At 36.5% G+C, this 22,921-nt stretch carries 16 protein-coding genes; 8 read left to right on the top strand and 8 right to left on the bottom strand.

Annotated elements, in window-relative coordinates:
• Window positions 1-171 precede the first annotated feature (171 nt).
• Complete coding sequence (locus tag DKK70_RS11750) at window positions 172-2,265, bottom strand: autotransporter outer membrane beta-barrel domain-containing protein (protein ID WP_110434185.1); 2,094 nt, start codon at window positions 2,263-2,265, stop codon at window positions 172-174.
• Window positions 2,266-2,500: 235 nt separating this feature from the next.
• On the opposite strand from DKK70_RS11750, the gene DKK70_RS11745 reads away from it, so the two are divergent.
• Complete coding sequence (locus DKK70_RS11745) at window positions 2,501-3,424, top strand: L-lactate dehydrogenase (RefSeq protein ID WP_110434184.1); 924 nt, start codon at window positions 2,501-2,503, stop codon at window positions 3,422-3,424.
• Window positions 3,425-3,922: 498 nt separating this feature from the next.
• Here the strand turns inward: DKK70_RS11745 and DKK70_RS11740 are convergent, their stop codons facing one another.
• Window positions 3,923-4,786 carry a hypothetical protein gene (locus DKK70_RS11740; protein WP_110434183.1) on the bottom strand — a complete coding sequence of 288 codons (864 nt, stop codon included), beginning with the start codon at window positions 4,784-4,786 and terminating at the stop codon, window positions 3,923-3,925.
• A gap of 11 nt (window positions 4,787-4,797) precedes the next feature.
• Window positions 4,798-5,778: a Gfo/Idh/MocA family protein gene (locus DKK70_RS11735; protein ID WP_110434182.1), complete on the bottom strand. Its 981-nt coding sequence runs from the start codon at window positions 5,776-5,778 to the stop codon at window positions 4,798-4,800.
• Window positions 5,779-6,135: 357 nt separating this feature from the next.
• Between DKK70_RS11735 and DKK70_RS11730 the strand changes: the two genes are divergently transcribed.
• The 4 genes from DKK70_RS11730 to DKK70_RS11715 all read left to right on the top strand — a co-directional run bounded on the left by DKK70_RS11730 (window position 6,136) and on the right by DKK70_RS11715 (window position 13,223).
• Window positions 6,136-6,786, top strand: coding sequence for a DUF7424 family protein (locus DKK70_RS11730; RefSeq protein WP_110434181.1), 651 nt, complete (start codon window positions 6,136-6,138; stop codon window positions 6,784-6,786).
• A 724-nt stretch (window positions 6,787-7,510) separates the two neighbouring features.
• Window positions 7,511-8,767: a hypothetical protein gene (locus DKK70_RS11725; RefSeq protein WP_146210876.1), complete on the top strand. Its 1,257-nt coding sequence runs from the start codon at window positions 7,511-7,513 to the stop codon at window positions 8,765-8,767.
• 650 nt (window positions 8,768-9,417) lie between these two features.
• Entirely contained in the window at window positions 9,418-10,920 is a 1,503-nt protein-coding gene (locus tag DKK70_RS11720; protein WP_110434179.1) for a hypothetical protein, read from the top strand.
• 956 nt (window positions 10,921-11,876) lie between these two features.
• Window positions 11,877-13,223: a hypothetical protein gene (locus tag DKK70_RS11715; RefSeq protein ID WP_110434178.1), complete on the top strand. Its 1,347-nt coding sequence runs from the start codon at window positions 11,877-11,879 to the stop codon at window positions 13,221-13,223.
• 325 nt (window positions 13,224-13,548) lie between these two features.
• Here DKK70_RS11715 and ilvA read toward each other — a convergent pair whose 3' ends face one another.
• The 5 genes from ilvA to ilvG form a co-directional block, all read right to left on the bottom strand.
• Complete coding sequence (ilvA, locus tag DKK70_RS11710; RefSeq protein ID WP_258363944.1) at window positions 13,549-15,081, bottom strand: threonine ammonia-lyase, biosynthetic; 1,533 nt, start codon at window positions 15,079-15,081, stop codon at window positions 13,549-13,551.
• A gap of 1 nt (window position 15,082) precedes the next feature.
• Window positions 15,083-16,933 carry a dihydroxy-acid dehydratase gene (ilvD, locus tag DKK70_RS11705; RefSeq protein ID WP_110434176.1) on the bottom strand — a complete coding sequence of 617 codons (1,851 nt, stop codon included), beginning with the start codon at window positions 16,931-16,933 and terminating at the stop codon, window positions 15,083-15,085.
• A 124-nt stretch (window positions 16,934-17,057) separates the two neighbouring features.
• Window positions 17,058-17,987, bottom strand: coding sequence for a branched-chain amino acid transaminase (locus tag DKK70_RS11700; protein WP_110434175.1), 930 nt, complete (start codon window positions 17,985-17,987; stop codon window positions 17,058-17,060).
• A gap of 157 nt (window positions 17,988-18,144) precedes the next feature.
• Entirely contained in the window at window positions 18,145-18,375 is a 231-nt protein-coding gene (ilvM, locus tag DKK70_RS11695) for an acetolactate synthase 2 small subunit (RefSeq protein ID WP_110434174.1), read from the bottom strand.
• Between the two features lie 3 nt (window positions 18,376-18,378).
• Window positions 18,379-20,055, bottom strand: a complete 1,677-nt coding sequence (gene ilvG, locus DKK70_RS11690; RefSeq protein WP_110434173.1) for an acetolactate synthase 2 catalytic subunit — start codon at window positions 20,053-20,055, stop codon at window positions 18,379-18,381.
• 477 nt (window positions 20,056-20,532) lie between these two features.
• Here ilvG and DKK70_RS11685 point away from each other — a divergent pair, with 477 nt between their 5' ends.
• The 3 genes from DKK70_RS11685 (at window position 20,533) to DKK70_RS11675 (ending at window position 22,768) form a co-directional block, all read left to right on the top strand.
• Entirely contained in the window at window positions 20,533-20,967 is a 435-nt protein-coding gene (locus DKK70_RS11685; RefSeq protein ID WP_110434172.1) for a hypothetical protein, read from the top strand.
• Window positions 20,968-21,085: 118 nt separating this feature from the next.
• Window positions 21,086-21,574 carry a hypothetical protein gene (locus DKK70_RS11680; protein WP_146210875.1) on the top strand — a complete coding sequence of 163 codons (489 nt, stop codon included), beginning with the start codon at window positions 21,086-21,088 and terminating at the stop codon, window positions 21,572-21,574.
• Window positions 21,575-21,880: 306 nt separating this feature from the next.
• Window positions 21,881-22,768 (top strand): SDR family oxidoreductase, encoded by an 888-nt coding sequence (locus tag DKK70_RS11675; RefSeq protein WP_110423889.1) that lies wholly within the window; start codon window positions 21,881-21,883, stop codon window positions 22,766-22,768.
• The last annotated feature ends 153 nt before the right edge of the window (window positions 22,769-22,921 follow it).

Genomic DNA, 22,921 nt, shown 5'->3' with positions numbered 1-22,921 from the left:
TAATATTAGTAATTATGATTGCTGAATAATTATTAAAAAATTTTTATGTTAATTTTTTAAATCATATTAGATTAAAAGTCACTTGAGTATTTAATTTACTGATTACTGAAAAATCACACGCTTAATTAATATGCGTGTGATTGATATAAAAAATTTAAATAAAATCATAAATTAGAAAGAATAGCGGTAGCCACCATTAACTTGTAATAAATCAAATTTATTACCCGGAGAACTTTCTAAATCCAAATAGATATTATGTTTTTGGTTGAAATTGGCGTTTATGCCAACACCATTATTCCACCAATTACCTTTGAATGAGTGGCTTTCTTTATGGTTATTTAGTTTATAGTAGGTATCGCCATCAAACTCTCTAACGATACCGGTTTTAGCATAAATATTGATACTATTTTCATCTGAATTAAATTCATAGCCCAAAAGTGCTGATGCTCGGCCAATTAATGAATTGTAATTACCTAATTTAACTTTAAGTCCATTCGATGCATTAATTGAATTACCATTTTGATGGCTGTAAGAGATTTGCGTTTGTGGTTCGATATAAAAATCATTAATTTTGAATTTTTGACCTAATTCCATGGATAAGCCAAGTCCATTAGAGTGTCCTGTACCTTGAATGCGGTTATTAGCGGTATCTTTAACTTTAAAGTGATTTTTTTGCCGATCATATTTGACTACACTATCAATATAAAAACCACTGTTATCTAAATAAGTTGCATATATCCCGGTGTTGAATGAACGTAATGACCCATCACCATTTTTATAATCAGGATTGCCATAAGTTTGCCCGACAAAAGCCCCAATAACCAAAGGTGAATTTTCAGATAGTTGTTTATCTGCACCAAATTGGAAACCATGGTAACTCATATCAAATTTGCTTAATTTACCGCCAGAAAACGAATCTAACTTACCAGTAAAACCTCGTAACCAAACATCCCCAAACTTACCACTAGTGCGCATATCACCTAAACGTTTTAAAAGGGTTTGAGTTTCAACATAATTCATTAAATAATTGGCATTAAGAAAACCAGCACTAGCCATAGCTGATGAAGTAATCGGCTTACCAGTTAGCACATAATCTTTCCCATCTTTATTTAAACTATATTGATAACCACCAAGCTCAACATCATGATTAGTTTTAAATTCAGCGGTATTTGTTGCATTGTCATCGATTTCAACTAAAGTTAACTTTTCAATACCAGTGGTTTGTGCAGAACCATTATTGATTAAGTTTATCGTATGGGTGCCTTCTGCTGAGACAGTTCGGTTGGCGTCAGATGATTTTGAGATAATAATTTTATCACTTTGTTGAGTGGCAATATCGGTGCGTAAATTGAACGTCGAAGCCCCTTTTAAATTCTCAATTACTAGCTCACCAAAATTATTACTTCTGGTAAAATTAGTGAAGGTAATATTTCCTTGCCCTGATAGTTCAGTAATATAAGAATAATCGCCTATAATTTCCCAAGAAGAGCCTTTGGCGAGATTCATTTTTATAATTCCGGTGGTATCTTGATTAGAATAGTCAATATCATCAGAGGGATCAAATGCTATGACATTGCCAACAATTTTAGAGCCGGCGGCTAAATCCATAATTACCTTACCTCCATAATCAGCCCATATATCGCCTTTTATTATGGATTTATTTTTGATTTCTAATAATGCATCTCCATAAGATTCAATGTTACCATTTATGTATGAGTCACCATTAAATATTATATTTGTTCCTTCTCCAGCTAAGTAGATAGCATCAAAATTATTATCTATATGCGTTTCACCATTAAATACAAGTTTTCCGCCCGTTACGAAAATAGTCTCATCATCATCAGAATATCTACTATCAACGCTCAAGTTTGCTTTCCCATTAATTATTACGGTACTATTTTTATCAGCTAAATATATTGCGTACACATCTTCACTTTTCATTTTGATATTGAGATCTTGTTTAAAGATGGTAGATGATGGTGCCGTTATAGTCGGTGATATTAACCCTTGAATTCCGCTAATAAAAAAATTATCATCTTCCGATAATTGATCTCTAGAGAGGTTAAGTGATACGTTTTTTTCAAAAACAGTATTACTTCCAGAAGTTATATTTATGCCCGATGTAATCTTATTCTCAAAAGTTTCAAAATCATGGGTAACAGGAATATTGACTTTATCAGTAAAAGTTTGGCTGCCTTGTAAATTCAGCGCGTTAACAGCTAGGGGGGTAGCTAGGGATAGTCCTATAAGTACTCTTTTCTTCATTGATTTGTTCCTTCTTTCCTTAGTTAATCAAAAAGTCTAACATATAAACACTAACCGCTCAAAAAATATTCGCTAACATTATTATAATTAATGATTGTTAAAAGATTTATATAGATACTTATATGAACAGTTAGGCAATTGTTGTTTATGTTGGATAAAAGTATATGATGAGAGGTAATCAATGACATTGTTAGAGATATCTATAATTTGACAACTTAAATAGGTAGGATTAATTATGAAACTACGTAAAGTGATGGTTATTGGGGTAGGTAATGTTGGTTCAACCACAGCTTATACATTGGTAAATCGTGGTTTTTGTGAAGAGATCGCACTGGTCGACCTTAACAAAGATCTAGCTTACGGCCATGCGCAAGATTTACTTGATGCCGCAGCCTATCGACAAAACATGATAAAGGTCAGCTTGCGCGAATCAACGGACTGTGCTGATATTGATATTGCGATTATTACTGTTACCTCGGGATTGGCGCAAAAAAGTAGGGCAGAAGAATTGGCCGGCACCTCTAAAATCATGGCGAGCATTGTTCCCAACATGATGAAAAGCGGATTTAAAGGGATATTCTTAATCGCCACAAACCCATGTGATGCCATCACTTACCAAGTCTGGAAATTATCTGGTCTACCTCGTCATCGGGTTATTGGTACTGGTGTCTGGTTGGATACTGTTCGCCTACGTCGATTGCTCGGTGAGCAAATGGACATTGGTCCACAAAGTATTGATGCATTTATTGTTGGCGAACATGGTGATTCGCAATTCCCTGTTTGGTCTCACTCCTCGGTTTACGGTATCAATCTTAACGATTTAGAAAGCAAAAAAATTGATTTCAATGACATTGGGCTAAAAGCCAAAAACAAAGGCTTCGAAATCGTCAAATATAAACATTGCACCGAATACGGCATAGCCAGTACCATTACTGAAATCTGCCAACACATCTTCACCAACAGCCACCGGGCTTTAGCACTAAGCTGTGTGTTAGATGGCGAATATGGTTATAAAAATGTCGCCATTGGTGTTCCAGCAATCCTTGATCAACATGGTATTAAAAAAGTCATTGAACTCGACTTTAGCGATAACGAAAAAGAACTATTTACAAACAGTATTAATATTGTGAAGGGTTATATTGAACATATAAATATCTGATTTACCTAACTAATTATGATTAGTGGGCGTTTTCAAACTTATTATTGTTAATTGATTACGCCCAATTTCATTTAAATCTTTATCATTTAATTAAGCTTTCATGTGGAAGATTAACAATACGATTTAGATTTTTTATCATTGTTAGTTGACGTTTGCCATTTAAAATTTAATAAATTTGCTTAGGTTGATTAATTGCATAGCTAAATTCTTAGCAGTTAATTCTTGTTGTTTCATGCTTAATTTTATGGCCTCCATAAGATCAGCTAATGTAATTGGATAGTGCTCACTTTGCTATTTTTCAATCAATAATGCCATAGTTTCTAAAAAAATCAGACTCTAGACTGACTTATGTATACGCTTTATCAAAAAAGGTTCAATTAACGTTGGAGCTTTTTGATAATCTTTTTCTGGATTAATTGGTGTAACTGTTTCCATAGCTTTGCCCGAAAACATGAGGTAAGCGTTTTTTTAAACGCCTTTGCTCATATTTCATCATTGTTAATCTTGCTTAATCGTTTTAAGCACATTATCCCATTTTTTTAATTCGGATGAATTGAAAAAACCTGGATCACCGTTTTCAAGATAAAATGCTAATTCTTTATAAGTTTTTAGATTTTCTGAAATAGGATAACAAGCTAAATAATCATCAAACGCCACAATATCTTCAGCATAGGCAAATTGTTGTTTAGTGAGTTTAGTTAAATAGCCGTTTAAATTAAATTCTGTACAATTAGGGTATTGTTGTTTGCGTTGAAATTGGTTATCGCTAAATTGATAAGTGATATTGGCGTTGGATTCTGCATGGTAAACATTATCGACCACCTCAATCATATAATTTAGCTCATAATGAGCTACGATATGCACATTAAATAAATTATCGAAAACTAAAGCAGAATAGTCAAATATATGATCTTCATGACCGGTATGTGCCGAAAGTATCAACTCGTCTAAATACTCGCCATCTTGATTAAATGCATTAAGTAAATATAAATCCTCATAAAAACCTTCGCCTAAACTATCAAAAGTGAAATGGTAAAGAATAAATTGAGTATTCTCGATGGTAAAACGACCAACAGCGGTTAAGTCTTGCAAAGTAAAGTAGGATTGCTCTGCAACGACAGGTTTATCATAGTAGCTAAAATCATCATCAGCAAAATGAAAAAATCGGCTATCTACATATTGTCCTTTAGCTAGATTATGGGTATCAAAAGGCATATTTAAAACAGGCAAACTTTGATAGAAATCGTTAAAGTTTTCGAAATGCTGACGCTGATTATATTGCACTTGGTTGCTATTGGGTTCAGCAAAGGAATAAAAACTGAACAATAAGCTAAAACTTAAAAGTAGTGTAAATTTTTTCATCTTATTTTCCATTAAAAATCATCAGCGGGATATTGTACGCCGATTTGTTTCCTTATTTCAGTTAACATCAATGACGATAGTAAAGTCTGCTCCAAACCTTTATGATCAATTTTTCGTTGTTGATAAAGCTTGGCAAACTCAAGCGCCTCGTAATACATCTCATTGTCTTGCTGTTGGATACTAATAATTTGTTTTTCACCTTGACGAGGATAATAGGTGACTTGTTCGCATACCGAAAGATGATCAATAACCAACGCACCATCTTCGCCCTGAATTTCGCTAGGAATATAAGAGTTGGTTACCTTTGAATGCCAAATGATCACATCAAAATCCTCATAATTACACAGCACACTACCATGCGCATCAACACCAGACGCTAATAAGCTTGATGTGGCATAAAACTGATTTGGTTTTCCCCACAAACCAAGTCCAAAATTGAGTGGGTATACACCAATATCCATTAAAGAGCCATTAGAAAACTCAGGATTAAAGGTATTGGGATTATGACCATTTAAATAACTCTCATAACGGGACGAATATTGGCAGTAATTCAATAGCGCTTTACGTAACTTACCTAATTGGGGAAGATAACTTTTGATTAATTCATAATTGGGTACATAAAAAGTTTTCAAAGCTTCGAAAATAATACACTGATTTTGTTTAGCTATCTTAATCAATGCCTGAGTTTGTTGATAATTCGAGGTTAACGGTTTTTCACAAATTACATCTTTACCGTGTTCCAACATTAATTTAGCTTGTGAAAAGTGCAATGAATTTGGGCTGGCAATATATATTACATCGACATTTCGATCACTGGCTAATTGTGTTAAATCATCAAACACCATCTTTGCCCGATATTTATCAGCAAATACTTGAGCTTTAGTTAGATCTCGCGAATATACCGCAACCAGTTGATATTGTTTTGATTTCAATGCGGCATCGATAAACTTTTCAGTTATCCAATTGGTGCCAATTATTGCAAGTTTAATCATTGTTCACCTTTTGTTCTAATTTGCCTTGGTTAGTGGGAGTTTCATAAAATCAGTAATTAAGTGTTATTAAAATAGAATGGAGTATAGCAAAACCGATTAATTTGAAAAGCGATAATCTTTCAAACATTTTACCAATTTTTTATCTCTATTTTCATCACGTTGAAATACTATGTTTACGATTAAATAAACTCTTATGAAAAAAATAATTCAGTAGTTACTAAATTTAGCGGCTATTTGCTTTTGGGTCATATTTATTATCTTATGAATTATTTTTGTTAGTTATAATGTTAACTTGAAATATTGCAAATAAAATATAATAATTCTAACAAAATTGTTTTTAATAAAAGGAAGTAATACATGAAAAAAATACTCATTTCGCTAATGTCAGTCGTTTTATTATCCGGTTGTAAAGTAGAACTAGCCCCAACTGTTAATTTAAGCGACATAAATAGTGATACCGCGAAAACCATCCAATCAAAATTAATTGTTGAAGTAACTTCGTGTACTGATTATAAAGATTCTCGCAATGAATCATCCAGCTTAATTGAAGCGAAAAAAGGGATTACCGACGTATTTAGTGATGCCAAATATGTTGAATGTTATAGAGAAAATATGGACTCAAAAGCATTATTTGAAATTCCTATAACTGTCGGAGGAAAAGAGTTTACCGGTGATATTCAATTAGCTAATGCTGATTTTGGTGGTGGCTTAGTGATAAAAATGTCTCCAAGCTTAAAAACTAAAATCGATAAAGCTAGCAAGGCTGGTATGTCTAAAATACAATCATCTGTGACAGTAAAATTAAAAAATGATACTAGTTCAAATGTTGATATTGTGGCACATTCAGTTTACTTAAATGACAAACCAGTAACCATATCGACTTACACACTATTAGCAGGAAAAGAGAATACATTTAAATTATCCGATGTCTCAGTATCATCTGCATTTGATAATGGTGTATCAATCATTTATGAAGATTTAAATAATAGAATGAAGTTAGAAAAATAAAAACTAACATCTAACAAAATAATAAAACCCTCGTATGAGGGTTTTGTATTCTTTCAATGCTAAGCAAATAAATTTAGCAAACTCACTGATATCTAAACTAAATCAATATATAGTTGCTTTTTGAACAAGTATGATATTCAAATAGATATCACGCCATGTCTCTATATATGGATAAATTGACTTTAACAAAATCAAGTAAAAATTTCGTTTCTTAAATATCCTCAATAGCATCATCTCAAAAAGTTGATGTCTCTTTTGCAATAGCATAAGCAAAAAAAGCATATGGTTTATTACATCTGCAAACTAGTTCTTTATTAAAGTTAGCAAATAGACGAAGAAAATGGGTTGCGGGGATTTTTTTACATCTTTATACTATCTTAGTATTTTAAAAGAAGTTAGAGGCTATAGTTTAGTCGCTCAAAGTCATAAAATGTAAATTAAACATAAAGTTATTTGACAGGAACGTCGAAATGGATTATAATTTTCAACACCCAACACCCAACACCCAATCTGGACAACCTATAATTTAAATTCGGTTAAATTAAGCGCCCAACTTTTATTTTTTGCTCCAATCTATTTTTTATCAAAATTGCACGGAATTTTGCAATTTTTTGTGCGGCGATTTTTATATCGCTTCCTTTTTTCCCGGCGAATCCTTTTAAGATCAATTTTTTGTTTGTTGTTAATAACTTCCTATTCTAGCCTTGCCTTAACCGCTAAAACAATGAATATAATTAATGGCAATGCGCCTTATTTAACCTTCGATGGTGGTCGTACCCAAGCGAAAAACACCAATGGTCTGCTCGAGATATCTCTTTCTGATGGTAGCTCATTTACTCCCTCATTCCCTAATTCAAAAAACAATCCTATCGTTTTACCTGTTGCAGGTCAGAGTTTTGCGGATATCGATATGTTGGTACCAACGAACACAGACTCTATTGCATTAAGTTCACTTATTGGTCCTCCTTATAATTATTGGGGGGATGATGATGGTGATGGTCAAGGGATTAATGGTATTACTGCTACCGGTAGTTTAAGCTTATCCATTGTTGATAGAGATAATCAGCCAGTTGCTCGCAACACGAAGTTAGAGATATGTAAAGGACCTTATAAATTAACCTTATCTAATACTAGTGGTTCATTAAAAACACGTTATGGTGTGCCTAATGAAAGTCTTTTTAGTGCGAGTAATGTCACTTATTATATTAATCCTAAGTCAGTACCAGAGATTTGTTTTGTTAGACCTATCATGAGTGCTAATTTTTCATCAGGTAAATATGCAGGTCCAGCTTCCATATGGGACCCTCGTAATGGTTTTCTTCCCCAGTCAGTTACGCCATCGTCTTATGGTTTAAATTTCCCTACAACGGGAGCTAATAATTTATATTTTGATTTAGATATAGGTGGTGTAGCTCAACCTTTAACGTGGAAGGCGGTTTCAGCTAATGGTGATATTAAGGTAACGATGACCAATTCAAAACGGGATAGTGTTCGGATCACATTAACTGGCCCAGTCGCAAAAGACTCGCAATGGAGTTTAGATAACCCGGGTAATATCGATAAACCATCTTTGCCTCAGGTAATTGAGTTAGTCGGTCTTGACAGTAATAATAATGAAGTCCTTAAGTATGGTTTTGTGTTAAAGCATTGGTTCGTAAATCGCGGTAATAGAATGTACACTTATGCTAGTATGTCATCTTGGTGTACTAATATTGGTTATCGTTTGGCTAAAATTAAAGATTTAACTAATGCTAATTATAATAATTTAGGTGCTACACCTTCGTCATCGGGCAATCATCTTCAGCGTACCATTGGAGCCGGGTTCTTCTCAGAGTGGTCCATTCCCGCTTCTTACAAGGGTGGCAACTTCGTCAACTATTACTATTGGACAAGTGATCCAACGAATTTTATCGTTGTAGCGCATACAGGTGAGGTGAAGGAGTTGAGAACTGAAAGCTACGGGGTTTGCGTCTATCCTTAGCTTTTGGTTCTTAATCCTTGGGTGCAGGTGTTGAGGATAGGAAAAATCGAGTTAGTTAGCTATAGAATAATTGCCTTTAAATGACGTTGAGTCAACGAAGTGAGCGATAAAAAGTGATTTATAAACGTTAGCATGAACTATCCGCTCTAATTGGGCGGATTTATGTTTGAGGTATATTTTTTGGGGCTAAAAATATGTGAGGAAAGTGTTTTTTGGCAAAATTTATCATTTTATATATTAAATTACTAAAACTGCATTGAGTCGAATAATTAAACAAAACACTTAAAAGGTTTAGGAAACATTTTTTACAGTTCAAAATCCGATATAAAAATTCCGAATATCGAGCATAAACGTATAAAAAAGATTATTTTTACCTAAAACAAAGCTTTTTATCGTCAATACGCTTAAGTTCGTAAGGATAGGTAACGAGTGTATTCTTTAGTTAGAATGACTTTAAGGCGATGCGATTTTAGCGCCTTTAGCGATCCTCTTTATTAAAGTTAGCAAATAGACGAAGAAAATAGGTTGCGGGGATTTTTTTACATCTTTATACTGTTCTGATTTTTTAAAAGAAGTTAGCGGCTATAGTTTAGTCGCCCAAAGTCATAAAATATAAATTAAACATAGAGTTATTTGACAGGAACGTCAGAATGGAGTATGATTCCCACCCCCTAACATGGACAACCTATAATTTAAATTCAGCTAAGTTAAGTTTACAACCTTTATTTTTCACTCCAATTTATTTTTTATTAAAATTTTGCGGAATCGTGCGAGTTTTATCGCGATCATTAGATCGTTGCGTTTTATTCCAGCAGATCTTTTTAGGATTAATATTTGGTTTATTGTTAATAACTTCCTATTCTAGCCTTGCCTTAACCACTAAAACTACGAATATAATTAATGGCAATGCGCCTTATTTAACCTTCGATGGTGGTCGTACTCATGCGAAAAACACCAAAAGTTTGCTCGAGATATCCCTTTCTGATGGTAGATCATTCACTCCCTCATCCGGTATTTCAAAAAGCAATCCTATCGTTTTACCTGTCGCAGGTCAGAGTTTTGCGGATATTGATATGTTGGTACCAACGAACACTGATTCTATTGCATTAAGTTCACTTATTGGTCCTCCTTATAATTTTTGGCGGGATGATGATGGTGATGGTCAGGGGATTGATGGTATTACTACTACCGGTAGTTTAAGCTTATCCATTGTAGATAGAAATTATCAAACAGTTGCTCGCGATACGAAGTTAGAGATATGTAAAGGACCTTATAAATTAACCTTATCTACTACTAGTGGTTCATTAAAAACACGTTATGGTGTGCCTAATGAAAGTCATTTTGGTGCGAGTAAGGTCACTTATTATATTAATCCTAAGTCAGTACCAGTGATTTGTTTTGTTAGACCTGCCATGAGTGATAGTTTTTCAGCAGGTAAATATGCAGGTCCAGCTTACATATGGAACTCTCGTAATGGTTTTCTTCCCCAGTCAGTTACGCCATCGTCTTATGATTCAAATTTCCCTACAACGGGAGCTAATGGTTTATATTTTGATTTAGATATAGGTGGTGTAGCTCAACCTTTAACGTGGAAGGCGGTTTCAGCTAATGGTGATATTAAGGCAACGATGACTAATTCAAAACGGGATAGTGTTCGGATCACATTAACTGGTCCAGTCGCAAAAGACTCGCAATGGAGTTTAGATAACCCGGGTAATATCGATAAACCATCTTTACCTCAGGTAATTGAGTTAGTTGGTCTTGACAGTAATAATAATGAAGTCCTTAAGTATGGTTTTGTGTTAAAGCATTGGTTCGTGAATCGCGGTGATAAAAGGTACACTCATGCTAGTATGTCATCTTGGTGTACTAATATTGGTTATCGTTTATCTAAGATTAAGGATTTAACTAATGCTAATTATAATAATTTAGGTGCTACACCTTCGTCATCAGGCAATCATTTTCAGCGTACCATTGGAGCCGGGTTCTTCTCAGAGTGGCCCAGACCCGTTTCTTACAAGGGTGCCAACTTTGTCCACTATTACTATTGGGCGAGTGATTCAACGAATTTGGGTGTTGTAGCGCATACAGGTCAAGTGGCGAAGCTTACAGCGAATAACGCAAGCTATCACGGGGTTTGTGCCTATCCTTAGCGCTTATTTGTTAGTCCTTGGGTGAAGTTGCTGAGTATAGGAAAAATCGAGTTAATTAGCTATAGAATAATTGCTTTTAAAAGACAATGGATTAACGAAGTGGACGATAAAAAAACGATTTTCAAGCGTTAGCATGAACTATCCGCTCTAATTGGGCGGATTTATTTTGAGGAATGATATTTTTTCAGTAAATATTTTATTCAATAAACATCGATTGATGATATAGATTTCCTGATTTTTTACCAAAAGATAACCTATTTTATAAAATCCGAAATGAATTTTAATAACAACAATTTTCTATTGTTCTTTATTCTTAACAGTTGTTGTATTAGGGAGGTTATTAATATTTGTTAACTAGTTATTTCTAATCAATAAATATCTACTGACGATATGGACATCCTTGATGAATTTGACAAAAGAATAACCATTTTATAAAGCGCTAGCGAATCTATTCAACAGTAATTTTTTATTGTTCTTTATGCTAAATAGATTTTATATGGGGTAATCGTTTAGATTATCAATTTCGCTGGCGTTGAAGAAACTGTTACCATTTTCAATCTTATTAAAAATTCATTACATTTCAATGTGTTATTTGTCACCTTTACGAAAGTTAACAATTAAAAATAAAAAAATGTTGCATCGTGTTTTTTCAGTCACTATACTTTTTTCACCGTTTAATGTAAGCGGTTAAAATCTAAATGATAAGCATAAAATATTAAATAAATCAAAAGATTAATTGACAGGATTGTCGAAATGGATTATAATTTTCAACACGCAACACGCAACACGCAACATGGACAACCTATAATTTAACTTCGTCAAAGTTAAGTTCGCATCTTTTATTTTTCACCACAATTAATTTTTTATCGAAGTTGCACGGAATTCCGCGAAATTTATCGCAATTCTGTCATCGTTCCTTTTTATCCCGGCAGATCTTTTTAGAGTTATCGTTTGGCTTGTTGTTAATAACTTCCTATTCTAGCCTAGCCTTAACCGCTAAAACCTCGAATATAATTAATGGCAATGCGCCATATTTAACTTTCGACGGTGGTCGGACACAAACGACAAATACCGATGGTCTGCTTGGGATATCCCTTTCGAATGGCGATAAATATACACCTACAACCAATAATTCAAGTTTAACCAATCCTATCGTTTTACCTAGTGCTGGTCAGAGTTTTGCGGATATTGGTATGTTAGTGCCAACGAATACCGATTCTATTGCATTAAATTCACTTATTGGTCCTCCTTATAATTACTGGGGAGATGATGATGGTGATGGTCAAGATATCAATGGTATCACTGCTACGGGAAATTTAAGTTTAACTATTTCTGATAAAAATAATCAACTTGTGGCGCGTAGCCAGATACTGGATATTTGTAAAGCACCTTATAAATTAACCTTATCTAATACGCAAGGTATATTAAAAACGAGTTATGGTGTCCCAAATGAAAGTCGCTTTAGTGCAGGTAGCGTCACTTATTATATTAATCCTAAGACATCGCCAACACTTTGTTTTGTAAGACCTAACTTGAATAACGGTAAAAGTTATTTTGCAGGTCCTGTTTCCATTTGGAACCCTGATAAAGGTTTTATTCCTCAGTCATTTACGCTTTCATCATACGATTCAAATTTTCCTACTACTGGCGCCCATAATTTGTATTTTGATTTAGATATAGCTGGTGTTGGTCAGCCTTTATTGTGGGAGGAGGTTTCTCCTAATGGTGATATTAAGGCGACAATGACCAATTCAACAAATACTAGTGTTCGAGTCACCTTGACTGGTCCAGTAGCAAGCGAATTACAATGGCCTTTAGATAATCCTAGTAACATCCTTAGGCCATCTTTGCCACAGATATTTGAGTTAGTCGGTCGTGATGGCCTTGGTAATACCGTTGTTAAGTATGGATTTAAGTTAAAGCAATGGTTTGTCAATCGTGGTGCTGCGAGTTACACTTATATTAGGGCATCATCTTGGTGTACTGCTATTGGATATCGTCTACCTGAGATAAAAGATTTAACTAACGCGTCATGTCAAGGAGTGAATTCTGGTTCTCTCTGTCAAGGTGCTGTTGGTGCTACTCCATCGTCACCTAATAATTACTACCAGCGTCATATTGGTGCGGGATTTTTTACGGAGTGGGGCTCCGCCAGCGATTATAGAGATGCCAACTTTACCGTCGGTGGTTATTTTACAAGTGAGGCGATAAGCGGAGAAGCCTCTCAGCCTGTCGTTGGTTCGCAAAGTGGTAACGTGACTCGCCATTATAATGGTGGCAAAGTGCTTTGCGCCTATCCTTAACGTTTATTTATTAGTTCTTAATTTGCGGGTAGAAGAGCTGGAGATAGCAAAACAGAGTTAGTTTAGTAAAAAGAAAATAATTGTGTTGTAAAGACAATGATCTGTTGAAATTATTGATAAAAGCGATTTTAAGGTGTTAGTGTTAATTATCCGCTCTAATCGGGGGGATTTATTTTTGCGGAAAGGTGTTTTTTTGATAAAAATATTTGAGAGACGGAGGGAGTATTTTAAATCGACCAACCCTAACATTATTTACAGACAATTAAGTGTTAATGAATAATATTTGTTGCGGAAAATTGCCTCTAATTTTTTAGAGGCAATTGAATTATTTAGTGGTTAAAAATAACTTAAGCGAGAGATTTTCCGTTTCATTATGGAAAGCGTAATCCAACTCGGTTAAGTGTTTGGTGAAGGTACTGTGGCTAGCTTTGTCAATTTCAAAGGCAGCTAACACCCGACCATAATCATTGCCGTGGCTACGATAATGGAACATTGAGATATTCCAGTTAGTCCCTAATGTTTGTAAAAACTTGAGAAGTGCACCTTGTGATTCTGGGAATTCAAAACTGTAGACTTGTTCCTCAATAGGTTGGCAAGGTTTGCCACCAATCATATAACGCACATGCAGCTTGGCCATTTCGTCATCAGTTAAGTCGATAACATGATAATCGGCAGCGGTAAGCTCTTGCATGATTTCTTCTTTCTCATTGCTCTTGGCAATTTTAACGCCAACAAACACACAAGCTGATTTGTCATCGTGGTAACGGTAGTTAAATTCGGTTACCGCGCGACCACCGAGCAATTGGCAGAACTTGAGAAAGCTACCTTTCTGTTCAGGAATAGTGACAGCTAAGAGCACCTCGCGTTTTTCGCCCAATTCACAACGTTCTGATATATAACGCAAATTATGAAAGTTTAAGTTAGCGCCAGATAGAATATGGGCTAAGTTTTCGCCACTAATGTTGTGTTGTTCAACATATTTTTTCATTCCCGCTAAGGCCACGGCGCCTGAAGGTTCGGCAATGGCGCGTACATCGTCAAATAGATCTTTAACGGCGGCGCAAATTTCGTCACTATCCACCGTGATTATGTCGTCGATATATTGTTGACAGAGCCTAAATGTCTCATCACCAATACGTTTTACTGCCACGCCTTCGGCAAATAAGCCGACTCGTTCTAAATCAACTGGGTGACCAGCAACTAATGCCGCTTTTAAACAGGCTGATTCTTCTGGTTCAACTGCAATTACCTTGATTGATGGCATGATTTGTTTGATTAATACGGCAACCCCCGCGGCAAGCCCACCACCACCGACAGGCACAAAGATGCGATCAAGTTTGGCATTTTGTTGCAGTAGTTCCATAGCGATACTGCCTTGTCCCGCGATGACTAATGGGTGGTCGAAAGGTGGAATAAAGACGCGGTTTTGCTCTTTGGCAAGTTCCATCGCTTTGGCTTTGGCTTCGTCGAAGTTGGCGCCATAAAGTAGAACTTCACCACCAAAACCTTTTACCGCTTCGACTTTGATGTCGGCAGTATTTAATGGCATAACAATTAGTGATTTAATGCCTAATTTTGTTGCTGAAAATGCCACACCTTGGGCATGGTTACCGGCTGATGCGGCAATGACACCGCATTGACGTTCTTCCGGCGTAAGGCTAGCAATCATGGCTTGCGCGCCACGGATTTTGAAACTGTGAACGAGTTGACGATCTTCTCGCTTAACAAACACTTGGTTTTTTAGTCGAGATGAGATTTTTTCCATATATTCAAGTGGAGTCACTTGAGCGACATCATATACAGCGCTGCGTAGGCTAGCCTTTAAATAGTCAGCGCCGGTTAGTTTGTTATTATTCACATTAACCACCTAATTTACTTTTATCACGTACCGCACCTTTGTCGGCACTGGTTGCTAAGCTTGCGTAAGCTTTTAGGGCATATGAGACATAACGGTCACGGTTATGCGGCGTAAAGGCTTTATCACCGCGGGCTAGTTCTGCCACACGGCGACGTTCTAATTCATCCTCTGGTACCATGATGTTTAGTTTTCGATTTGGGATGTCGATATCAACAATATCACCATCACGAACTAAACCAATCACGCCACCGTTAGCAGCTTCTGGCGAGATGTGACCAATGGATAAACCTGATGAACCACCAGAGAATCGACCATCGGTAATTAATGCACAAGCTTTGCCAAGTCCCATTGATTTTAGATAACTTGTTGGATAGAGCATTTCTTGCATGCCAGGGCCACCTTTTGGTCCTTCATAAATGATAACCACCACATCACCTTCAACTACTCTACCGCCTAGGATTGCATCAACGGCATCTTCTTGGCTTTCATAGACTTTGGCCGGACCGCGGAAGACTAAGTTTTCCTCTGCAACGCCAGCCGTTTTTACAATAGCGCCATCCTCAGCTACGTTACCGTATAAGGTTGCTAATCCTCCATCTTGGCTATAAGCATGAGCTTTGTCGCGGATACAGCCGTTTTGCCGGTCATCATCTAGCGTATCCCAATAGCAATCTTGTGAGAAAGCTTTAGTGGTGCGAATACCTGCTGGGCCACTGCGATACATTTTTTTGACGCTTTCATCAGTGGTTTGGGTGATATCATATTTGGCAAAGGTTTCTTGTAAGTTTAGACCAAGCACGTTATGGACATTGCGATTAAGTAATCCTGCCTTGTCTAACTCTGACAAAATCGACACGACACCACCGGCGCGGTGTACGTCTTCCATATGGTAAATGGCGGTACTAGGGGCCACTTTACATAGGTGAGGGACTTTGCGAGATAGTCGGTCAATATCAGACATGGTAAAGTCGATTTCGCCTTCTTGTGCGGTGGCAAGTAAGTGTAATACCGTGTTGGTTGAACCGCCCATGGCGATATCAAGCGACATGGCATTTTCGTAAGCCGCTTTGGTTGCGATAGCGCGCGGTAAGTAGGATTCGTCATCCTGTTCATAATAACGCTTGGTAATTTCAACAATGCGTCTAGCGGCATTTAAAAAGAGTTGTTCACGCTGTTTGTGAGTAGCAACAAGTGAACCATTACCTGGCAAGGATAAACCTAATGCTTCGGTTAAACAGTTCATTGAATTAGCGGTAAACATCCCTGAGCATGATCCACAGGTCGGGCAAGCAGATTGTTCAATTGCGTCACTATCGGCATCGCTAACATTTGGGTTGGCACTTTGGATCATGGCATCAACTAGGTCAAGTTTGATGATTTGATCAGATAGTTTGGTTTTGCCGGCTTCCATAGGTCCACCCGATACAAATACAGTGGGAATATTTAAGCGCAGTGAGGCCATTAACATGCCAGGGGTAATTTTGTCACAGTTAGAGATGCAGATCATAGCGTCAGCACAATGGGCATTAACCATGTATTCTACTGAGTCGGCGATAAGCTCTCGAGATGGTAGTGAGTAAAGCATACCGCCATGTCCCATGGCGATACCATCATCGACAGCAATGGTATTAAATTCTTTGGCAATGCCACCGCAGGCTTCAATTTCTTTTGCTACCAGTTGACCAATATCTTTTAAATGAACATGTCCCGGTACAAATTGGGTGAATGAATTAACCACCGCAATGATGGGTTTACCAAAGTCTTCATTTTTTACGCCTGTTGCACGCCATAAGGCGCGGGCACCCGCCATGTTGCGACCTTCAACCGAGGTTGCTGAACGATATCTAGGCATTTATTGCTCCCAAGTTTTTTAATGCAAGCGACCGATTTCTTTCGGTACCTATTTGAGTTTTCGATGAATAATAATTGTTAAATAATTACCACACCGCTGATTAGTTCAGCGGTGTTTGGTTTACTTATTTAACTGGATCTAACCAACCGTATTTGTCTTCAGTTTTACCATTAAACAATCCGAAGAATGTTTGTTGGATTTTTTTGGTAATTGGGCCACAACGACCAATACCAACTTGGATACGGTCAACACTTCGTACTGGCGTGATTTCGGCAGCGGTACCTGTCATAAATACTTCGTCTGCAAGGTATAGTGATTCACGAGAAAGTGTTTGTTCACGTACTTCAATGCCTAAATCATGTGCAAGGGTGATGATAGCATCACGGGTGATCCCCGGTAGTGCTGATGATGATAGTAATGGGGTAAATAATATGCCGTCTTTAACGATAAATAGGTTTTCACCTGAACCTTCAGAAAGCTGACCGTTAACGTCTAAGGCAATCCCTTCTTGGAAGCCATTAGCGCGCGCTTCTGATCCAATGAGTAGTGATGACAGATAGTTACCACCGGCTTTAGCTGCCGCTGGGATAGTGTTAGGCGCAAAACGGTTCCATGATGATACCATAGCATCAATACCTTGTTCTAAGGCGTCTTCACCAAGGTAAGCCCCCCACGGGAATGCGGCAATCATAACATCGGTTTGGTAACCGGCTGGTGGAATAACGCCCATGCCAACATCACCAATAAAGACTAATGGACGGATGTAGGCGCTTTTTAGGTTATTTTTTTTGATTACCTGACGAGTTGCTTCCATGATCTCTTCAAGAGAATAAGGGACAGGAAAACGATAAATTTTGGCTGAGTTTAATAGGCGTTGGGCGTGTTCTTTATGACGAAAAATGGCTGGGCCTTTGTGCGTTTCGTAGCAACGAACACCTTCAAATACTGAAGTACCATAATGTAGTGCATGTGACATAACGTGAATTTTTGCATCTGCCCATGGAGTCATTTCACCATTTAACCAAATATAATCAGATTTTGCTGTAGTACCCATTTTTTGTTTTCCTCTTAAATTTTAACTTTGTTAAGCATGTATTTTGCTTTTATCAATTTAATGTAAAGCATTATACATCACTTTACTGTTTGTTTAACTGTTAATATTGTTACTTTTTTAATTTAACTTGTTGTTTCACCAAAGAATATAGTGACACTTATTCTAACGAAATTACATCTTCCAATTTAGTTATCTGGTTTTGTAATGACGATAACGTCCGTTCGGTAGTTAATGTTAGTGTTAAGGTGAACAACTGATTATCAATTGATTGCATCTGCATTTGCTCAATATGACCACCGCGATGACGAACAACGCGTAAAATACGTTCAAGAGAACCCAATCTATCATTGGCGGTTATGGTAAATTGGTGTGTCGCTTTTTGATTCATCACTTACTCCTTGTTACTTTTATCTAACATGTTTTCGTTAGCGGCACCCGGTGGAACAAGTGGCCATACGTTTTCAAGCTCATCAATACAAACGTGCAGTAGATAAGCGCCAGATGAATTGAATAGGTTATCGAGTGCTGGCTCGATTTCCGCTTTTTTACTGATGGTTTGCCCAGGAATATCAAATGCTTTGGCTAACATTAAAAAGTCTGGGTTATCCGATAAGTTAGTTTCGCTATATCTTTCATTAAAAAATAGTTCTTGCCATTGTCTTACCATGCCTAGGCGTTGGTTGTCGATGAGGACAATTTTGACCGGTAGTTTTTTACGTTTGATGGTAGTTAGTTCCTGTACGTTCATCATGAACGATCCGTCACCTGATACGCAAATTACCATGTCATTGGGTCTAGACATTTGGGCGCCAACAGCAGCCGGTAAACCAAAGCCCATAGTTCCAAGCCCACTTGAAGTAATAAAGTTCTGTGGATGGGTAAATGACATGTGCTGTGCTGTCCACATTTGGTGTTGCCCCACATCGGTGGTAATCACCGTGTTAGCCGGTTTACGCTCAGAAATGCGTTTTAGTAGTGCCGGCGCGTAAATGGCCTCTCCTGGATGATCGTAACGTGTTGGATGTTGGTCTTTGAGTTGTTTTATTTTGTTATGCCAATCAGCAATCGATACGGTTTGGTTTAACAAAGGTAAAACGTGTTTAATATCACCTTGTAAACCTAAGTGAGTTTGACGTAATTTGTTGATTTCAGACTGATCGATATCAACATGGATAACTTTGGCATGTTTAGCAAATTCGTTAAGTTTGCCGGTTACACGGTCGTCAAATCTTACCCCTAAGGCAATGAGTAAGTCACACTCTTGTACGGCTAAGTTGGCCGCTTTAGCACCATGCATACCGATAAGCCCTAAATAGTAAGGGTTGTTTAAATCAGCAACACCAAGTCCTTTTAAGGTCGATACGCTAGGAATTTGGGTTAGTGCCATAAACTCACGTAGCTCGTTGATTGCTCCAGAAAGTCCAACACCGCCGCCAATATAAAGTATCGGTTTTTGTGCTTGGCTTATCATTTGTTGGGCTTGTTTTATCTCGTCAAGTGAGATTGGATATAATTGAGCGTTATCAGAAGGCGTTTTTATTGTTGATGGCGTTAAATAGGTTTGGTAATCATGGTCGGCAAGCTGAATGTCTTTCGGGATATCGATTAATATTGGTCCCGGCCTGCCCGAATTAGCTAAATTAAAGGCCTCTTGTAAGGTATTTGGTAACTGGGTGGCATCATTAATCAAATAGCTATGCTTAGTGCATGCTAAGGATAATCCTAAAACATCAACTTCTTGAAAGGCATCTGTGCCAATAAGTGTAGTTGGAACTTGTCCGGTAAGCGCGATAACCGGTACGGAGTCAATTAATGCATCAGCAAGGCCGGTGATGATATTGGTTGCACCGGGACCTGATGTGGCAATACAAACGCCGATTTTACCTGTGGCACGGGCATAACCAATGGCTGCCATAGCTGCGCCTTGTTCATGACGACAGAGAACGTGTTCAATTCCACCATCATAAAGGGCATCGTATAGAGGCATAATTTGACCACCAGGATATCCAAAAACGGTGGTAATGCCTTTTTCTTTTAAGGTTTTTACTATCCACTGTGTTCCTAACATTCATTCCTCACTTTTTACTTTTGCTCATGCATTGTTAATGTCAAAATTGTTCATAAAAAAACCCCCGCTTTTTTGGGGCGGGGGTTTTGAAATATGATAACCATATATTTAACTCAAAAGACGCCCCCGCGTAGGAATAATGACCACGCTGACAATAATGTTAATGAGGACGACGATGAGTGAAAAATTCATAATGTTTGTGTAATTTTTTTGTCAATTTCTAAAATATTTATCCAAAATACTCGTTTTAAAAAAAAGTGCAACTATTTTTTTGTTGTTTTTGTAAAACTTCAGCAATTTGTTGTTATCTTAGTTAAAAAAATTGTGCAAATGAGATTTTGAGCGGGTAAAAATGATTGTTTTGGCATTTTGAGAAAGGTTAGTGTATAAATATCACACATTATTCCTAGCAATACTTCAACGTTATTTAATTAAGTCTTGAAAATTATTTTTTATTAACTAATAAGAGATATCATTATGAAAATATTTAAATCGTTTGTGTTTTTTGTGGTGATTTTTTTAGTATTTAGTTGCGATAATAACAAAAAAAATACTGTGGTTAAGAGTAATGATTCCCTTACGGCGGTGCAAAATTCGATGATTGAACCAATGAAGAAAGCGTTACCCATCGAAGTTGATGAATTAACCACTCTAATTGGTGTTGATAAGGATAAGGAGCGAAATATCATCAATTACCAATATGATGTTAAAAATACCCCAGAGCATACTTTGTTGTTACCCAGTACCCTAGATACAATTCACCAAGCACTTTTTAATGCTTATTGTGAGAATACTGAGGAGATGCAACAGTTGAAAACGGCATTTCCAGATGGAGCTAATTACCACTATTTTATTGATAATAAAGAGATTGTTGTGGTTGAATTAACACCAACGGATTGTCGAGTTAAATAACTATCTGTGATTGCCAATCATAATAATTGATAAAATGATCACTTATCACAATAGTTATAAGATATAGGCTAACTAAGGATTAGGAATGCGGAAGATTATTTGTTTTATTGTGTTGGTCATGTTCCAATTTGGTTGTGATAACTCACCGCTTGAAAAAAATAAAATTGATAGGCTTGTGGAGAATATTGGAGCTGAAAAAACAGGTAAGTTACTTCAACTGATCGATCAAGCTGATGATGAAAAATTTAATACTTTAAAGAATAATAAACCTTATGATTTAAATGATGAAAAAAAAGCTGCCATCAGTATACTTAAGCAAATATTACCTATTAAATTTAATGATAACCTAATTTGGTTTGATATTGAGGCGGATAGTAATGTCCTCGTTTATAAAACGGCAGTTGAAGGGATAACTAAAGAGGATTTACTGACAAGTGAAAATATAAAAAAAATTGGTAAAGCTATTACTGAAATTTATTGCCAAGATAATGCTCAGATGAAAAACGTGAAGAAATATTTTAGTGAGGGTGTCGAATTTATGTTTTATATCGAAGGCCAAAAGCTTTTACTTCTTAAGATCCCTACTGATTGCAAAATTAACAGATAGTTATTATTAAGCTAGCATTGCTAGCTTAATATCTATTTATTTGCTACACTACTTTCGATGTTAAATTTTCACCCATTATGGTTTTAGCATTTGTTGTATCTGTCCTCGCTAAGCCATTCAAGGAAGTTTCTGTTTTCTCAGTTGTCAATGATTTTAATTTTTTAAAAGTGATATAATTAATTGAATTAATTAAGTATTTTAAAGATATAAAATATACTCGACAATAGGATTTTGTGATTATTAATTGATTTTATTTAAGTTATATTGAATTTGTTTTCAAATGCATGTTTAACTTAGGAGAAAATTATGAGTAAGCAAACCTATAATCCCACAACTAAATATCATCATGACAAGTTTCCTAAACAAAAACAAAATCCTCCTGGTTTACAATATGAGATGAAACCCGTACCAGATTGTGGTGAAAAGAGTTATCAAGGCCATCAACGTTTAGAAGGTCGAAAAATGTTGGTTACTGGTGGTGATTCTGGTATAGGTCGTGCAGCGGCTATTGCTTATGCTAAAGAGGGCGCAGATGTTGCAATTAACTATTTACCGGCAGAACAGAAAGATGCTGAAGATGTAGCTAAAGTGATTGAGTCTGTAGGACGAAAGGCGGTGTTGATTCCTGGTGATTTGAGTTCTGAGCCATTTTGTAAAAAATTAATCGAGGAAGCCCATAAAAAATTAGGTGGACTTGATAATCTAACCTTAGTAGCCGGTAAGCAAACCGCAGTAGAAGATATTATGCAATTGACTACGGAACAAATCATCAAAACCTTTGAAATCAATGTGTTTTCACTATTTTGGGTAACCAAAGCGGCATTAGGTTATTTAAAACCAGGTTCGACGATTATTACCACTTCTTCGGTGCAAGCTTACCAACCAAGTGGTAACTTATTGGATTATGCTTCAACCAAAACGGCGATTATTGCGTTCACTCGTGGCTTAGCTGCGCAATTAGGTAGTAAAGGTATTCGTGTTAATTGTGTAGCACCAGGTCCAGTATGGACACCATTACAAATTTGTGGTGGTCAACCAAGTGAAGTGATTCCAGAGTTTGGTAAACAAACACCACTAAAACGTGCGGGGCAACCGGTAGAACTAGCTGGCGTATATGTGCATTTAGCATCAGAAGAATCTAGTTATACTACTGCCGAAGTGTATGGTGTCACTGGTGGTATGCATATCAATTAATCTGCATTAAATATGATGTTAAAAAGGGCTTTGATAAGCCCTTTTTATTGATAATTATATTAGTTTAGTTGCTTTTATCTTGCTAAAATATAAGTGTGTTTTTTAGTTAAATACTTTACAATTTTATCCGTTATTAAGTTAATTGGGTTGTTA

The organism is Gilliamella apicola (assembly GCF_003202655.1).
Lineage (GTDB): Bacteria > Pseudomonadota > Gammaproteobacteria > Enterobacterales > Orbaceae > Gilliamella > Gilliamella apicola_R.
The sequence above is the reverse complement of the archived record's forward strand: the minus strand, read 5'-3'. Positions and strand labels throughout refer to the sequence as shown.

Excerpts from the sequence above, each read along its gene's own strand:
- DKK70_RS11750 (WP_110434185.1), bottom strand. The coding sequence starts at position 2,265 with ATGAAGAAAAGAGTACTTATAGGACTATCCCTAGCTACCCCCCTAGCT.
- DKK70_RS11745 (WP_110434184.1), top strand. The coding sequence starts at position 2,501 with ATGAAACTACGTAAAGTGATGGTTATTGGGGTAGGTAATGTTGGTTCA.
- DKK70_RS11740 (WP_110434183.1), bottom strand. The coding sequence starts at position 4,786 with ATGAAAAAATTTACACTACTTTTAAGTTTTAGCTTATTGTTCAGTTTT.
- DKK70_RS11735 (WP_110434182.1), bottom strand. The coding sequence starts at position 5,778 with ATGATTAAACTTGCAATAATTGGCACCAATTGGATAACTGAAAAGTTT.
- DKK70_RS11730 (WP_110434181.1), top strand. The coding sequence starts at position 6,136 with ATGAAAAAAATACTCATTTCGCTAATGTCAGTCGTTTTATTATCCGGT.
- DKK70_RS11725 (WP_146210876.1), top strand. The coding sequence starts at position 7,511 with ATGAATATAATTAATGGCAATGCGCCTTATTTAACCTTCGATGGTGGT.
- DKK70_RS11720 (WP_110434179.1), top strand. The coding sequence starts at position 9,418 with ATGGAGTATGATTCCCACCCCCTAACATGGACAACCTATAATTTAAAT.
- ilvD (WP_110434176.1), bottom strand. The coding sequence starts at position 16,933 with ATGCCTAGATATCGTTCAGCAACCTCGGTTGAAGGTCGCAACATGGCG.
- DKK70_RS11700 (WP_110434175.1), bottom strand. The coding sequence starts at position 17,987 with ATGGGTACTACAGCAAAATCTGATTATATTTGGTTAAATGGTGAAATG.
- ilvM (WP_110434174.1), bottom strand. The coding sequence starts at position 18,375 with ATGAATCAAAAAGCGACACACCAATTTACCATAACCGCCAATGATAGA.
- ilvG (WP_110434173.1), bottom strand. The coding sequence starts at position 20,055 with ATGTTAGGAACACAGTGGATAGTAAAAACCTTAAAAGAAAAAGGCATT.
- DKK70_RS11685 (WP_110434172.1), top strand. The coding sequence starts at position 20,533 with ATGAAAATATTTAAATCGTTTGTGTTTTTTGTGGTGATTTTTTTAGTA.
- DKK70_RS11680 (WP_146210875.1), top strand. The coding sequence starts at position 21,086 with ATGTTCCAATTTGGTTGTGATAACTCACCGCTTGAAAAAAATAAAATT.
- DKK70_RS11675 (WP_110423889.1), top strand. The coding sequence starts at position 21,881 with ATGAGTAAGCAAACCTATAATCCCACAACTAAATATCATCATGACAAG.